Consider the following 13652-nt stretch of genomic DNA (forward strand, 5'->3'; position numbering starts at 1 on the left):
TTCGCCCCGGGCGCCGGTTTATAATGCGGTATGAAAAAAATACCGCTCCTCGGCGACATCACGCCGGCGCAGTTCCTGCGCGACTATTGGCACAAAAAGCCACTCCTGATCCGTAACGCCATCCCCGGTTTCAAGCCTCTGCTGAGCCTGGACGCCCTGACCAGGCTGGCCTCGACCAACCATGCCGAATCGCGCCTGATCGCGGCCGTCGACGGCCAATGGTCGATGCAGCACGGGCCGCTGGAAAACCTGCCGCCGCTGACGCAAAAGGAATGGACGCTGCTGGTCCAGGGCGTCAACCTGTTCGACGCCAAGGCCGACGCGCTGCTGCGCCAGTTCCGCTTCATCCCCGACGCCCGCCTCGACGACTTGATGGTCAGCTTCGCCACCGACGGCGGCGGCGTCGGTCCGCACTTCGATTCCTACGACGTGTTCCTGCTGCAGGCGCAGGGACAGCGCCGCTGGCGCATCGGCCCGCAGAAGGACCTGAGCCTGGTCGACGGCCTGCCGCTCAAGATCCTGGCCAATTTCAAGCCGAACGAGGAATTCGTCCTCAATCCGGGCGACATGCTGTACCTGCCGCCGCACTACGCGCACGACGGCGTGGCCATCGGCGATTGCCAGACCTATTCGATCGGCTTCCGCTCGCCGTCGTACCAGGAGCTGGGCGAGGCGTTCCTGCAATTCATGGCCGATTCGATCGACCTGCCGGGCCGCTACGCCGATCCGGAGCTGGAGGCGACCGCCAAGCCGGCCGAGATCCCGCGCCACATGCTCGACACGATCACCGAGGAAATCAACAAGGTGCGCTTCACCGAAGAGGACGTGACGATCTTCCTGGGCGAGTACATGTCCGAGCCCAAGCACAACGTGTTCTTCACCGGGCCCGCCAAACCGCTGACGTTCGGCAAGTTCGGCGAGGCGGCCGCGAAAAAGGGCCTGTCGCTGTCGCGCAAGACGCAGATGCTGTATCGCGGCAAGCACGTGTTCATCAACGGCGAATCGTTCGGCGTCGGCCGCGCCGACAAGGTGGCGCTGGAATTGCTGGCCAATCACCGCGCGCTGACCGGCGCCGAGCTGGCGACGGCGTCCGACGACGTGATGGACGCGCTGTACACGTGGTACCAGGACGGCTGGGTCGAACTGGGCTGATCAATCAGGCGGAGGCGCGATGGAAAGGCAAGTATTTCCCTTTACAACCAGGGGCGGGTTTGTCGAACAACTGGCCGCCTGCCTGCCCCGCGCCGAGCACACGCTGCGGCTGTTCGATCCCGATTTCGCCATCTGGGACCTGGGCGGCAGCGCCACCGACGCGGTGTTGCGCCGCTTCCTGAAAGCCGGCGGCCGGCTGCAGCTGGCCGCCCACGACGGCCGCGTGCTCGAGCGGGAGGCGCCGCGTTTCTTGCGTTTGGTTAAGGATTACGGCCACGCGGTCGAGTTTAGGCGCACCAGCCAGTCGCTGCGGCAACTAACCGACTCGTTCTGTATCGCCGACGAACGCCATCTGGTGCGGCGCTTCCATTCGGATCATTTCCGTGGTGAAGCAGTTTTCGACGGTCCGGCCGACATAAACACCCCTTTGGAACGTTTCCTTACAATTTGGGACGAATCAGGCGCGGGAATGTTTGCAAATTCAACAGGACTTTGAACGGTTAGGGGTAAAATGCGGTGTTCGAAGCGAACTCCGGTAGTGGCCGGCTTCCCTAAACTGAAGTCGAAAGCGAAATGTTGCGATACCGCAAAATAGTTGTGAGAACGGCTCTTTGTCCTATTGCGACGCAGTAAAAATCGCTATAATATTCGGTTAGGAAGTTTCCGTTGTCTGGCAGGCACCATGTCAGGTACGAAAAGCCTTCGAAGACGACCTAATGAGCGATAATTACCGGTAATTATTAATCGCAACACTGTGTTCAATTTTGTATTTACTAAGGAAAATCCATGAAAAAATCCCTGCTGATCGTTTCCCTGCTGGCCGTTGCTGCTCTGACCGCTTGCTCGAAAAAAGAAGAAACCACCGTTACCCCAGCTCCAGTAGTTGCTCCAGAAGCCGCTCCTGCTGCTGCTCCAGCACCAGCTCCAGCTGACGCTGCCGCTCCAGCCGCTCCAGCTGCTGACGCTGCTGCTCCAGCCGCTCCTGCCGCTGACCCAGCTGCTTCGGCACCTGCTGCTTCGAAGTAATTCGTAAGGAAAAACCCGCTGGCGCTTATGGCGCCGGCGGGTTTTTTTTCGCCTGACGCTTTTGCGTTCGAATGGAAATTCCCATTTATTCGCGGCGATAAAAAAACCGGCGCGTCGCGCCGGTTTTTTTATGTCCGGATATTCTCCGGTTATTCAGGCGGCGACGCCGATCGGCGCCGCCACCGCAATCGCGCTTATTTCAATTGCTCGTGCAGCAGGGTCAGGATCTTATCGCCGACCGGACCGGTTTCCGGTTTGCCCGCATTGTTCATCACGGTGACGGTGCTGCTATTGCCCGCGCCGGCCTTGACCGAGATGCGATAGCGCTGCGCTTCCTTATCGGCCTCCGACGACGAACCCCAGCTGAACAGCTTGCTGAAGAAGCCCTTGGTTTCGGTCGCGTCGTCGATGTAGCGGACGAAGTACGTGCCGCTGGTGCGGTCGCGGTCCTCGACGGTGAAGCCGGCGCGGTCCAGCGCCAGGCCGACCCGGCGCCAGGCGCGGTCGAAGCCCTCGTCCACCTGCACGGCGCGCTCGGCGCCGGTGCCGACCAGCGACGCGTGCTGCGGCTGCACGATGGCCGATTCGACGGCGGTCTTGGCCGGCGAGGTGTCTTCGCCGCCGTTGCCCAGCTTGTTCATCATGCGCGCCAGGAATTCGGCTTCCAGGCCCGGATCGTTCGGACGCGGGGTCCACATCGTGGTTTCCTTCTGGGCGCCGGTGACCACTTCCTGGGCGCCGCGATGGCTGATGTAGATCTCGCTGGCGCCGTCGGCGCGGCGCTCGATGCGGGTGCGGAACTTGTCGCGCTCGCCGCTCGAATAGACCGAGTCGAAGACTTTACCGATGGTGTTGCGGATGAAATCCTGCGGAATCTTGGCGCGGTTTTCGTTCCATTCGGTTTCCATGATGCCGGCGGTCGGCAGTTCCTGCGCCAAGGTGAAGCCCGAATCCTCCCAGAACTTCTTGAGCTGCGGCCACAGTTGTTCCGGCGTCTGCTTGATCACCAGCCAGCGCTGGTTGCCGTCGCGCTCGACCTTGATATCGTTGACGGTGGTCGGCACCACGGTGCCGGCGGCCGGCTGGCCCGGCACGACCACGCCCGGACCGACGCCGGCGGCGGCGGCCGCGCCCTTGGCGGCGTTGTAGCCGGAGGCGGTGGCGACGCCGTTGTTCGAGTCCGGCAGCGAGTAGCGGTTATCCTTCTGCAATTGCGTCAGATCCGGCGGCACGTCCAGGGTGCTGGCCTTCTTGGCGGACTTGTAATCCACCTTGTCGTTGCCGATGACGGAGCTGATCATGCCGCAACCGGTCAAACTGGCCATCAATGCGCCCAGTACCAGCACGCGCTGCGAGGAAATAGAAGCTGTCTTGCGAATAGTCATGTCGTTACTGTTATAAGAAGCTGGAGTGCAGCAAAATATGATCCGATCGAGTCGGGGCTTGTTGCTCAGGCAGCTGCCGCGCCCGTGCGACAGCGCGGGCGCCAGCATGCCTGCCGGGTTTTACAGTACGCCGGCCTCTCGCAGGGCCGCGCGTACCGCGTCGTGGCAATCGGCGCCCAGCGGCACCAGCGGCAGGCGTATGCCGGCCGGCATCTTGCCCATTTCCGCCAGCGCCCATTTGACCGGCACCGGGTTCGGCTCGATGAACAGCTTCTGGTGCAGCGGGAACATTTGATTGTTCAGCGCCACCGCTTTAGGGATGTCGCCGGCCAGCGCGGCCGCGCACATCTCGGCCATGGCGCGCGGCATGACGTTGGCGGTGACGGAGATGTTGCCGGCGCCGCCGCCGAGGATCAGCGCCATCGCGGTCGGATCGTCGCCGGAGTAGACGGCGAACGACTTCGGCGCCAGGCGCAGCAGGTCGTAGCCGCGGCCGATGTTGCCGGTCGCGTCCTTGACGCCGACGATGCCGGGCACGGCCGCCAGGCGCAGGATGGTGTCGTTGCTCATGTCGGCCACGGTCCGGCCGGGCACGTTGTACAGGATCACCGGCAGGTCGACCGCTTCGGCGATCGCCTTGAAGTGCTGGAACATGCCTTCCTGCGTCGGGCGGTTGTAGTAGGGAACCACTTGCAGCGTGGCGTCGGCGCCCGCTTCCTTGGCGAAACGGGTCAGCTTGATCGCTTCGGCGGTCGAGTTGGCGCCGGCGCCGGCGATGATCGGGATGCGGCCCTTGGCGTGGGCGACCGTCGCCTTGATCAGGGCGCAGTGCTCTTCCACGCTGACGGTGGCCGATTCGCCGGTGGTGCCGGCGATGACGATGCTGTCCGTGCCCTCGGCGATGTGCCAGTCGATCAGGCGGTTCAGGCCCTCGAAGTCCAGACTGCCGTCCGGGTGCATCGGAGTGACGATTGCTACTATGCTGCCCTTAATCATAGGAAACCACTGCATAAAGTATTAAAACGACGATTGTAGACGATGAGTCGTGGTTATGGTGCATTCGGGGCGACAAATCGGGCTTCAAAATGGCGGCAACAGGGCCGCCACGCGCGGAAAATCGGGCTTCACCGCAAAGATTCGTTGCACCATGGCAGTTTTTGGCGCGTCGACGACGCCGTCCTCGAAAGCCACCACGCGCAGGCCGTGGTCGCGCGCCCAATCCAGCAGTTCACCCGGCTTGAGCAGGAAGTCCGGATTCGACGGTTTGCCGAACTGCGCGTTGCCGTCGGCGAAGGTTTCGTAGATCAACACGCCGTGCGGCGCCAGGCTGGCGATCATCGCGGCCGTTAGCGGCCGATGCAGGTAGTTTGTGACCACGATGCCGGCGAATCGCGCGGGTCCGAACGGCCAGGCGGCGCCCGGCTGCTCCAGGTCGATGTTGGAGGTGGTGATGTCGGAGCCGGCCGCCAGCGCCAGCGCCTCCGGGTCGCGGTCGACGGCGACCACCGAGTGGCCCAACGACGCCAGGTGGCGGGTATGGCGGCCGTTGCCGCAGGCCAGGTCCAGCACGTCGCCGCCGGGAATCAGGGGGGCGTAGCGCCGCACCCAGGGGGAGATGTTATCGCTCATGATGTCTTTACCGGAATTTACCAAGGGTTACAAAGTTTCCAGCGCTATGTGTAGGCCAGGCCCATGGCCTCGCGCACGTCGCGCATGGTGTCCTGCGCCAGACGGCGGGCGGCGTCGTTGCCGTCGGCGACGATGGCGCGCACCAGCGACGGATCGTCCAGATACTGCTGGGCGCGTTCGTGCATCGGCTCCTGTTCCTTGACGATGGCGTCGATGACCGGCTGTTTGCACTCGATGCAGCCGATGCCGGCCGACATGCAGCCGCGCCGCACCCAGGCCTGGGTCGGCGAATCGGAGTACACCTGGTGGAATTGCCAGACCGGGCAACGCGCCGGATCGCCCGGATCGGTGCGGCGCACGCGGGCGGGATCGGTCGGCATGGTGCGGATCTTCCTGGCGACCGAGTCCCTGTCCTCGCGCAGCGCGATGGCGTTGCCGTAGCTCTTCGACATCTTGCGTCCGTCCAGGCCCGGCAGGCGCGAGGCGGCGGTCAGGCGCGCCTGCGGCTCGACCAGGATCAGCTTGCGGCTGCCCTCCAGATAGCCGAACAGGCGCTCGCGGTCGCCCAGCGACAGGTTCTGGGCGTCGTCGAGCATGGCCTTGGCCTGCTCCAGCGCCTCGTCCTTGCCGTCCTGCTGGTATTCGGTGCGCAGCTCCATGTAGAGCTTGGCGCGCTTGCTGCCCAGCTTCTTGACGGCCTTTTCCGCCTTTTCCTCGAAGCCTTTTTCCTTGCCGTACAAGTGATTAAAACGGCGCGCAATCTCGCGCATCATCTCGATATGCGGCACCTGGTCGTCGCCCACCGGCACCAGGCTGGCGCGGTAGATCATCACGTCGGCGGCCTGCAGCAGCGGGTAGCCGAGGAAGCCGTAGGTGGCCAGGTCCTTGTTGGACAGGTTGTCGATCTGGTCCTTGTAGGTCGGCACCCGTTCGAGCCAGCCCAGCGGCGTGGCCATCGACAGCAGCAGGTGCAGCTCGGCGTGTTCGGGCACGCGCGACTGGATGAACAGCGTCGTCTGCGAAGGATCGATGCCGGCGGCCAGCCAGTCGATCAGCATCTCCCACGTGCTGCGCTCGATGACGCCGGGGTCGTCGTAGTGCGTGGTCAGCGCGTGCCAGTCGGCCACGAAGAACAGGCACGGCTGCTCGGCCTGCAGCTTGATCCAGTTTTTCAGCGCGCCGTGGTAGTGGCCCAGATGCATGGAGCCGGTCGGACGCATGCCGGAGACGACACGATCGGGGTACATGGTTGGCTCAGGCTAACAGGAAGATCAGCGGCTTGACCAGCAAATGGAACACGCCCTGCACCAGGTGCATGCCGCCGATCAGGAAGCCGGTCAGCAGGCCGAATTGCATCATCAGGATCAGGCCGATGAAGACATAGACGCCGTAGCGCTCGATCTGCGCGTATTTGCGCGCCAGCGGCATCGGCAGGATGCCGGTGACGATGCGGCCACCGTCGAGCGGCGGCAACGGAATCAGGTTGAACACGAACATGGCGGAATTGACGCCGATACCGGCCTTGGCCATCAGGATGAAGAAGTCCTCCTGGTCGGCATGGAACACGAACGTCAGCACCACCCACAGCACCATCCAGCCCAGTCCCATGGCGAAGTTGGCGCCGGGGCCGGCGGCGGCCACGATGGCCATCTGTTTCTTCGGATTGCGCAAGCGGCCGTAATCGACCGGCACCGGCTTGGCGTAGCCGAGCGCCGGCAAGGTCAGCAGGCTCAGCACCAGCGGCAGCAGCACCGTGCCGAACGGATCGATGTGGCGCATCGGGTTGATGCTCAGGCGGCCGAGGTCGGCGGCGGTGGAATCGCCAAAGTAGCGGGCGACATAGCCGTGCGCCGCTTCGTGCAGGGAAATCGCAAAAAGAACCGGGATGGCGTAGACCGTGATGGTCCGGACGATGCTATCTATATCCATGATGGGGGATTCTACCAGAGGCTGCTAAGTGATCTTGGGCGCCGTCGAAGGCCGGCGCGCTTGCCTTGTCGCGAAGGGACGATCAGAGTCCGAACAAGGCGGCGTCGCCCCGGCCCTGGCGCACCAGTTCGGCGTCGGGACCGGTCAGGTCGATCACGGTGGTCGGCTCCATGCTGCAGGCGCCGCCGTCGATGACCAGCTCGATCTGTTTGCCGAGCCGCTCGCAGATGGTGTCGGCGTCGTTGAGCGCGTCCTGCTCGCCCGGCATGATCAGCGTCGTGCCCAGCAGCGGCTGCTGCAACTGCTCCAGCAGCGCCAGCACGATCGGATTCTCCGGCACGCGCAGGCCGATGGTCTTGCGCGACGGATGGCTGAGCCGGCGCGGCACGATCTTGGTCGCCTCGAGGATGAAGGTGTACGGCCCCGGCGTGGCGCTCTTGAGCAGGCGGAACTGGCGGTTGTCGACGCGCGCGTAGACGCCGATCTCGCTCAGGTCGCGGCAAAGCAAGGTCAGGTGGTGCTTCTCGTCGATGCCGCGGATGCGGCGCAGGCGCTCGACGGCGCCCTTGTCGTCCAGATGGCAGACCAGCGCGTAACAGGAATCCGTCGGCACGGCGACGATGCCGCCGCCGTCGATGATTTGCGCCGCCTGCTTGATCAGGCGCGCTTGCGGGTTGACGGGATGGACCTGGAAGAATTGACTCATGGTTGGCTGGCAGGGCCCGGCTTTAGCTGAAGTCGAGACCGACTGCAGCCGGCCGAGGCCGCTATTAATAACATCAGGATTGTACGCTACGCAAGGCGGCGATGCGTTGCTCGAAAGGCGGGTGGGTCGAGAACAGCGCGCCCCAGCCGCCACGGTTGGTGATGCCGGCGGCCGCGATCGATTGCGGCAAGGCGCCCGGCTCCATGCCGTTCAGCCGGGCCAGCGCGTGCTGCATCGGCACGCTGCTGCCGAGCAGTTTGGCCGAACCGGCGTCGGCGCGGAATTCGCGATGGCGCGAGAACCAGGCCACGATCAGCGAGGCGACCAGGCCGAACACCAGTTCGCAGACGAACACGGTGGCCATGTAGCCGATGCCGGTGCCCTGGCGGTCGTTCTTGAGCAATACCTTGTCGACGAAGAAGCCGACCACGCGCGCCAGGAACACGACGAAGGTGTTGACCACGCCCTGGATCAGGGTCATGGTGACCATGTCGCCGTTGGCGATGTGGGCCACCTCGTGGCCGAGCACGGCCTCGACCTCGTCGCGGTTCATGTTTTCCAGCAAACCGGTCGACACCGCCACCATCGCCGAGTTCTTGAAGGCGCCGGTGGCGAATGCGTTCGGCTCGCCGGCGTAGACCGCGACGTCGGGCATGCCGATGCCGGCGCGCTCGGACAGCGCCTTGACGGTATTGACCAGCCACAGCTCGGTCGACGAGGACGGCGTCTCGATCACGCGCGCGCCGGTCGACCACTTGGCCATCGGCTTACTGATCAGCAGCGAGAAGATCGCGCCGGTGAAGCCGACCACCAGCGAAAACGCCAGCAGGCTGCCCAGCTCCAGGTCGCCGCCCGCGCCCGGACGGCCGATGCCCAGCAGCGACAGCACGATGGACAACACCAGCACGACGGCAAGGTTGGTGGCGATAAACAGGACGATGCGTTTCATTGATTGTTCTCCGGTATGGACAAGTTTGCCCAGATCATAAGGTATGACCGGTGCTACGCAAAATCAAGATGGCAATATTAATTACCGCCGGTAATCAGCGGCAGGTTTTACCGGCGAGGCTTAGAACCAGTCGTGCCAGACCGGCTTGACGTTGGCTGGCAATGGCGGCAACAACGCGAAATCGACGCGCGACTCGCCCGGCGCATGGAAATCGGTGCCGCGCGAGGCGAGAAAACCGTAACTATTCGCCAACTGCGCATACACCGGATACTGGTCCGGCGTATGGCTGCCGGTGACGACCTCGATCGCCTGCCCGCCCAGCTGCTTGAACTCGTCGAACAACTGCCCCTGGGCCAGCTGGCTGAAGCGATAACGCCCCGGGTGGGCGATGACGGCGATGCCGCCGGCCCCGCGTATCCATTCGACCGAGTCCGCCAGGCTTGCCCAGCAATGCGGCACGTAGCCCGGCTTGCCCTCCGACAGGTATTTCTTGAACACTTCCGGAATATTGGCGCAGGCGCCGACTTCCACCAGATAGCGGGCAAAGTGCGTGCGCGACATCAAGTCCGGATTGCCGACATAGGTCAGCGCGCCCTCGTAGGCGCCCGCGATGCCGGCCGCTTCCAACTGGCGCGCGATTTCGCGGCCCCGGTTGTCGCGGCCCGAGCGCGTGCACGCCAGGCCGTTGAGCAGCGCGGCGTTGGTCTCGTCGATGCGCAGGCCGACGATATGCACCGTCTCGTTGGCCCACGTGATCGAAATCTCGACGCCGGAGACAAATTCCATCCCCTGCTCTCTGGCGGCGGCGCGCGCGGCGGGAATGCCGCCGACTTCGTCGTGGTCGGTCAAGGCCCAGACGTCGACGCCGGCCTTGCGCGCGTGGGCGGCCACGGCGGCCGGTGCGAGGACGCCGTCGGAGACATTGGAATGGCAGTGCAGATCGACTTTTAACATGCTGTCATTGTATCCCGGATGCGCGCGCCCCTGCACAGCAGCTCGGCAAAACGCGCGGGGTCGATATTCGAGCCGCACACCAGCAACGCCACGCGTCTGCCCCGGAGCCGCTCGCGCAGCGGGCCGAACAGGGCGGCCGTCGCCACCGCCGCCGCCGGCTCGGCCACCAGCTTGGCGTCGCGGAACAGATACAGCATGGCTTCGCAGATCTGGTCGTCGTCGACCCGCACCACCTCGTCGACGAAGCGGCGGCAGACGTTGAAGCTGTACTCCATCGCATACGGCGCGCCCAGGCTGTCGGCGACGGTGTCGACCCGCTCCAAGGTCTGCGGCGTGCCCGAGGCGAAGCTGCGGAACAGCGCGTCGGCGCCGAACGGCTCGACGCCGTACACGACGCAGCGCGGATTGAGCTGCTTGACAGCGGCGGCGATGCCCGCGCACAAGCCGCCACCGCCGACCGGGACCACCACCGCATCAAGGTCCGGCACCTGCGCCATCAGTTCCAGTCCGACGGTGCCGGTACCCTGCGCGGTCAGCGGGCCGTCGTACGGATGCAGCATGGTGCGGCCCTCGTCGCGTTCGATCTCGCGGCCGCGCGCGAACGCCTGGTGTACGTCCGGCATCAGCAGCACTTCGGCGCCGAACTCGCGGCAAGCGGCGATACGCGCCGGGCTGGCGTGGGCCGGCATGACGACCTTTGCGCTACAGCCCGCCAGCCGCGCCGTGTACGCCACGGCGATCGCATGGTTGCCGGCGCTGACGGCGACCACGCCGCGCTCGCGCGCGGCCGCGTCCAGCGCCTCGATGCAGTTGAGCGCGCCGCGCAGCTTGAAGGTGCCGGTTTTCTGAAACAGTTCCAGCTTGAGCCAGACTTCGGTGGACGGGAATTGTTCTTCGATGACGCCGGTTTGCCAGCGCCAGACCGGTGTGTGCAGGATGCGGCCTTGCAGGCGAGCGGCGGTATCGCGGATCTCGGCCAGCAAAGGATACGGGTGGGACGTTGTCATTGGGTGCTCCATTAAACTATTCAGGGAAGGCGCGGGCACGGCCCGCGCGCGGGGACGCGCTGGGGCTAGGGGCGCCGAGCACCGGCGCAGCCGCAGCTCAGCGACCCTGAATAATTCGAATAATGGAGAAGGACCGACCGCAACCGGCGAACGCGGCCCGGCCGGCGTCGGTAGCGACGTGGCGGTGGTTCGTGACGGTGGTGTTATGCGGGTTCATGAGGTCAATCATGCCAAAGAAGTAGCGCGCTGGCAAGAAGTTCGTAGGGCGGATTAGGCCGAACGCCGTAAACGGCCATCTTGGAGCCGCCGCGACGCATACATGGCCGATTACGCTACGCCAATCCGCGCTACGTGATTCAGAGGAACGCGTGATTTTCAGCGCGTCAGGAATTCTTCGATATATCCGGCCAGCTCGACCGGCTGGTCGTGATGCAGCATATGGCCGGCATCGTGCACCATCTTGCGGGTGACGTCGCGCAAATAACCGAGGCGGCGCTCCAGTTCGACCTGCCCGCCCGGCTTCGAGCCGAGCCAGTCCCACATATTGGTCTGGTCGGCCTCGACCCACAGCACCGGCGCCGTGATGGCTTTCCAGCACGCCATCACCTCGTCGACGTTGTACGGCAGCGGGCCTTGTTGCTTGTGCACCGGGTCGCCGAGGATTTCCCACTCGCCCTGCTCGTTCTGCGCCGACCAGTGCTGCGCCAGGAAGGCGGCGCGCTCGTCGCTCAGGCGCGGATTGGTCTTCTGCAAGCGGGCCGCCACGGCCTGTCGCGACGGGTAGGTGCGCAGTTCCGGCTTTTCCAGCAAGCCATCCATCCACTTGGCGTAGCGGCCGGGCGCCTGCTCGGGCTTGGCGGCGCGCAGGCCGGCGCCCTCGAGGTTGACCAGCTTGCGGATGCGCTCGGGACGCGCGCCCGCGTACAGGCCGAGAATGTTGCCGCCCATGCTGTGGCCGACGATGTCGACCGCCTTGTCCGGCGAATAGTGGCGCAGGATCGCGTCCAGGTCGGCCAGGTAGTCGGGGAACCAGTAAGTATCCTCGCCGCTGCGCTCGGACAGGCCGAAGCCGCGCCAGTCCGGGGCGATCACGTGCCAGTCGCCCTTCAGTGCATCGACAACGAACTGGAACGAAGCGCCGACGTCCATCCAGCCATGCAGCATGAAGATCTTGGGCGCGCCTTCCCTGCCCCAATGATGCAAATGGCAACGCAAGCCGCGTATGGTCAGGAATTCGGAGCGGGATGGTGTCAGCGTCATGGTTGTTGTCCTTGTCTGAGACGGCAGCTTGAAAACGGCGAAGTCAGCGCAATATCGGTACATTGCTGGCCGCAAAGCAAAATAATAGCACGACCGTTCGCTGGTCGTGCAAGCGTAAAATAGCGCCATCCCGCCGTTCCCATCATTCAACCGAAGGTTTCCAATGTCTATTTATCAACTGGGCGAACACGCGCCAGAGATCGATGCATCGTCATTTGTCGCCGACAGCGCGACCCTGGTGGGCAAAGTCACGTTACAGGCCAACACCTCGGTGTGGTTTGGTGCGACCTTGCGCGGCGATAACGAACGCATCACCATCGGCGCGAACAGCAACGTCCAGGAAGGCGCCGTGATGCATACGGACATGGGTTACCCGCTGACCGTGGGCAGAAACGTGACCATCGGCCACCAGGCCATGCTGCACGGCTGCACCATCGGCGACGGCGCCCTGATCGGCATCCAGGCGGTGATCCTGAACGGCGCGAAGATCGGCGCCGGTTGCCTGGTCGGGGCCGGCGCGCTGGTCACCGAAGGCAAGGAATTTCCGGACAACTCGCTGATCATCGGTTCGCCGGCCAAGGCCGTGCGCACCCTGACGCCCGAGGACACCGCGCGCCTGCTCGCCAGCGCCGACAGCTATGTGCAACGCGGCCAGCTGTTCAAGACGCAACTCAAAAAGATTGGATAAAACATGAGCATTACCCTGACTACGGACGTCCTGCAGAAATTCATCTTCGAGAACGCCGCCGTGCGCGGCGAGTTCATCGACATTTCGGCCACATGGCGCGAGGTGCTGTCGCGCCACGACTATCCGCCTGCGGTCAAGAAGCTGTTGGGCCAGATGGTCGGCGCCGGCGCGCTGCTGTCGGCCAACCTGAAGTTCAACGGGTCGATCATCATGCAAATCCATGGCGACGGTCCAGTGCAGTTGCTGGTGGTCGAGTGCGACGCCGAGCTGCGCCTGCGCGCTACCGCCAAGCTGGCCGAGGGCGCCGTCATCGCCGACGACGCCACGTTGCCGGCGATGTTGAACGCCAACGGCAAGGGCCGCTTCATCATCACGCTCGATCCGGCCGACAAGGTGCCGGGCCAGCAGCCATACCAGGGCATCGTGCCGCTGGACGGCGACGATGTGGCGACCGTGATTGAAAACTACATGCTGCGCTCGGAACAGCTGGACACCAAGCTGTGGCTGGCGGCGGACGACAACGTCTCGCGCGGCTTGCTGCTGCAAAAGCTGCCGGACCATGGCGGCAAGGCCGGCGCCGAGCCGCTGACGCAGGAAGACGCGCTGGAGACGTGGAACCGGGCGGTGATCCTGGGCTCGACGCTGAAGGAGCAGGAGTTGCTGGAGACGACCGTCGATGTGCTGATGCAGCGCCTGTTCTGGGAGGAGACGATCCGGGTGTTCGATCCGTTGAGCCCGTCGTTCCACTGCACCTGCACGCGCGAAAAAGTCGGCAACATGCTGAAGATGCTGGGACGCGATGAGGTCGACAGCGTGCTGGAGGAACAGGGGCACGTTGGCGTCAATTGCGATTTCTGCGGGCAGCATTACGACTACGACAAGGTCGATTGCGCGCAGTTGTTCGCCAGTGACGAGCCGGTCGCGGCGTTGATCCCGGCGAGCGACGTCAAGCACTGATCGTTGAAAA

At 64.3% G+C, this 13652-nt stretch carries 15 protein-coding genes; 5 read left to right on the top strand and 10 right to left on the bottom strand.

Annotation, left to right across the window (positions count from 1 at the left end; translation table 11 throughout):
* Positions 1-30: 30 nt before the first annotated feature.
* From BMX85_RS06640 to BMX85_RS30905, 3 genes are all read left to right on the top strand, one after another.
* Positions 31-1152: a cupin domain-containing protein gene (locus BMX85_RS06640; RefSeq protein ID WP_090314904.1), complete on the top strand. Its 1122-nt coding sequence runs from the start codon at positions 31-33 to the stop codon at positions 1150-1152.
* 19 nt (positions 1153-1171) lie between these two features.
* Entirely contained in the window at positions 1172-1648 is a 477-nt protein-coding gene (locus BMX85_RS06645) for a DUF7931 domain-containing protein (RefSeq protein WP_090314906.1), read from the top strand.
* A gap of 290 nt (positions 1649-1938) precedes the next feature.
* Positions 1939-2178, top strand: coding sequence for a hypothetical protein (locus BMX85_RS30905; RefSeq protein ID WP_090314909.1), 240 nt, complete (start codon positions 1939-1941; stop codon positions 2176-2178).
* Between the two features lie 194 nt (positions 2179-2372).
* On the opposite strand, the gene bamC is transcribed toward BMX85_RS30905, so the two are convergent.
* From bamC to BMX85_RS06700, 10 genes are all read right to left on the bottom strand, one after another.
* On the bottom strand, positions 2373-3563 hold the full coding sequence (gene bamC, locus BMX85_RS06655) for an outer membrane protein assembly factor BamC (RefSeq protein WP_229210304.1): 1191 nt from the start codon (positions 3561-3563) through the stop codon (positions 2373-2375).
* A gap of 120 nt (positions 3564-3683) precedes the next feature.
* Complete coding sequence (gene dapA, locus BMX85_RS06660; protein ID WP_090314912.1) at positions 3684-4559, bottom strand: 4-hydroxy-tetrahydrodipicolinate synthase; 876 nt, start codon at positions 4557-4559, stop codon at positions 3684-3686.
* A gap of 84 nt (positions 4560-4643) precedes the next feature.
* Positions 4644-5192: a class I SAM-dependent methyltransferase gene (locus tag BMX85_RS06665; protein WP_090314914.1), complete on the bottom strand. Its 549-nt coding sequence runs from the start codon at positions 5190-5192 to the stop codon at positions 4644-4646.
* Positions 5193-5236: 44 nt separating this feature from the next.
* Complete coding sequence (locus BMX85_RS06670; protein ID WP_090314916.1) at positions 5237-6439, bottom strand: tryptophan--tRNA ligase; 1203 nt, start codon at positions 6437-6439, stop codon at positions 5237-5239.
* A gap of 7 nt (positions 6440-6446) precedes the next feature.
* Positions 6447-7124 (bottom strand): site-2 protease family protein, encoded by a 678-nt coding sequence (locus BMX85_RS06675; protein WP_090314918.1) that lies wholly within the window; start codon positions 7122-7124, stop codon positions 6447-6449.
* 79 nt (positions 7125-7203) lie between these two features.
* On the bottom strand, positions 7204-7827 hold the full coding sequence (locus BMX85_RS06680) for an L-threonylcarbamoyladenylate synthase (RefSeq protein ID WP_090314919.1): 624 nt from the start codon (positions 7825-7827) through the stop codon (positions 7204-7206).
* Positions 7828-7900: 73 nt separating this feature from the next.
* Positions 7901-8776 carry a protease HtpX gene (htpX, locus tag BMX85_RS06685; protein WP_090314921.1) on the bottom strand — a complete coding sequence of 292 codons (876 nt, stop codon included), beginning with the start codon at positions 8774-8776 and terminating at the stop codon, positions 7901-7903.
* A 120-nt stretch (positions 8777-8896) separates the two neighbouring features.
* Positions 8897-9730: a 3',5'-nucleoside bisphosphate phosphatase gene (locus BMX85_RS06690; protein WP_090314923.1), complete on the bottom strand. Its 834-nt coding sequence runs from the start codon at positions 9728-9730 to the stop codon at positions 8897-8899.
* Entirely contained in the window at positions 9724-10737 is a 1014-nt protein-coding gene (locus tag BMX85_RS06695; RefSeq protein ID WP_090314924.1) for a threonine ammonia-lyase, read from the bottom strand. The genes BMX85_RS06690 and BMX85_RS06695 overlap by 7 nt, the downstream gene beginning before the upstream one ends.
* Positions 10738-11112: 375 nt before the next feature.
* Entirely contained in the window at positions 11113-11997 is an 885-nt protein-coding gene (locus BMX85_RS06700; RefSeq protein ID WP_090314925.1) for an alpha/beta fold hydrolase, read from the bottom strand.
* Between the two features lie 163 nt (positions 11998-12160).
* Here BMX85_RS06700 and BMX85_RS06705 point away from each other — a divergent pair, with 163 nt between their 5' ends.
* Together BMX85_RS06705 and hslO are read left to right on the top strand one after the other, a co-directional pair.
* Positions 12161-12685: a gamma carbonic anhydrase family protein gene (locus BMX85_RS06705; protein WP_090314927.1), complete on the top strand. Its 525-nt coding sequence runs from the start codon at positions 12161-12163 to the stop codon at positions 12683-12685.
* A gap of 3 nt (positions 12686-12688) precedes the next feature.
* Positions 12689-13642 (top strand): Hsp33 family molecular chaperone HslO, encoded by a 954-nt coding sequence (gene hslO / locus BMX85_RS06710; protein ID WP_090314929.1) that lies wholly within the window; start codon positions 12689-12691, stop codon positions 13640-13642.
* Positions 13643-13652 lie beyond the last annotated feature (10 nt).

Source organism: Duganella sp. CF517 (assembly GCF_900110275.1).
In the GTDB taxonomy this organism is placed as follows: Bacteria; Pseudomonadota; Gammaproteobacteria; order Burkholderiales; family Burkholderiaceae_D; genus Rugamonas.

What these genes read in the sequence shown, in the direction of transcription:
- BMX85_RS06670 (WP_090314916.1), bottom strand. Translation starts at nt 6,439, where the DNA reads ATGTACCCCGATCGTGTCGTCTCCGGCATGCGTCCGACCGGCTCCATG.
- htpX (WP_090314921.1), bottom strand. Translation starts at nt 8,776, where the DNA reads ATGAAACGCATCGTCCTGTTTATCGCCACCAACCTTGCCGTCGTGCTG.
- BMX85_RS06700 (WP_090314925.1), bottom strand. Translation starts at nt 11,997, where the DNA reads ATGACGCTGACACCATCCCGCTCCGAATTCCTGACCATACGCGGCTTG.
- BMX85_RS06695 (WP_090314924.1), bottom strand. Translation starts at nt 10,737, where the DNA reads ATGACAACGTCCCACCCGTATCCTTTGCTGGCCGAGATCCGCGATACC.
- BMX85_RS06645 (WP_090314906.1), top strand. Translation starts at nt 1,172, where the DNA reads ATGGAAAGGCAAGTATTTCCCTTTACAACCAGGGGCGGGTTTGTCGAA.
- BMX85_RS06690 (WP_090314923.1), bottom strand. Translation starts at nt 9,730, where the DNA reads ATGTTAAAAGTCGATCTGCACTGCCATTCCAATGTCTCCGACGGCGTC.
- dapA (WP_090314912.1), bottom strand. Translation starts at nt 4,559, where the DNA reads ATGATTAAGGGCAGCATAGTAGCAATCGTCACTCCGATGCACCCGGAC.
- BMX85_RS06705 (WP_090314927.1), top strand. Translation starts at nt 12,161, where the DNA reads ATGTCTATTTATCAACTGGGCGAACACGCGCCAGAGATCGATGCATCG.
- BMX85_RS30905 (WP_090314909.1), top strand. Translation starts at nt 1,939, where the DNA reads ATGAAAAAATCCCTGCTGATCGTTTCCCTGCTGGCCGTTGCTGCTCTG.
- BMX85_RS06680 (WP_090314919.1), bottom strand. Translation starts at nt 7,827, where the DNA reads ATGAGTCAATTCTTCCAGGTCCATCCCGTCAACCCGCAAGCGCGCCTG.
- hslO (WP_090314929.1), top strand. Translation starts at nt 12,689, where the DNA reads ATGAGCATTACCCTGACTACGGACGTCCTGCAGAAATTCATCTTCGAG.
- BMX85_RS06640 (WP_090314904.1), top strand. Translation starts at nt 31, where the DNA reads ATGAAAAAAATACCGCTCCTCGGCGACATCACGCCGGCGCAGTTCCTG.
- bamC (WP_229210304.1), bottom strand. Translation starts at nt 3,563, where the DNA reads ATGACTATTCGCAAGACAGCTTCTATTTCCTCGCAGCGCGTGCTGGTA.
- BMX85_RS06665 (WP_090314914.1), bottom strand. Translation starts at nt 5,192, where the DNA reads ATGAGCGATAACATCTCCCCCTGGGTGCGGCGCTACGCCCCCCTGATT.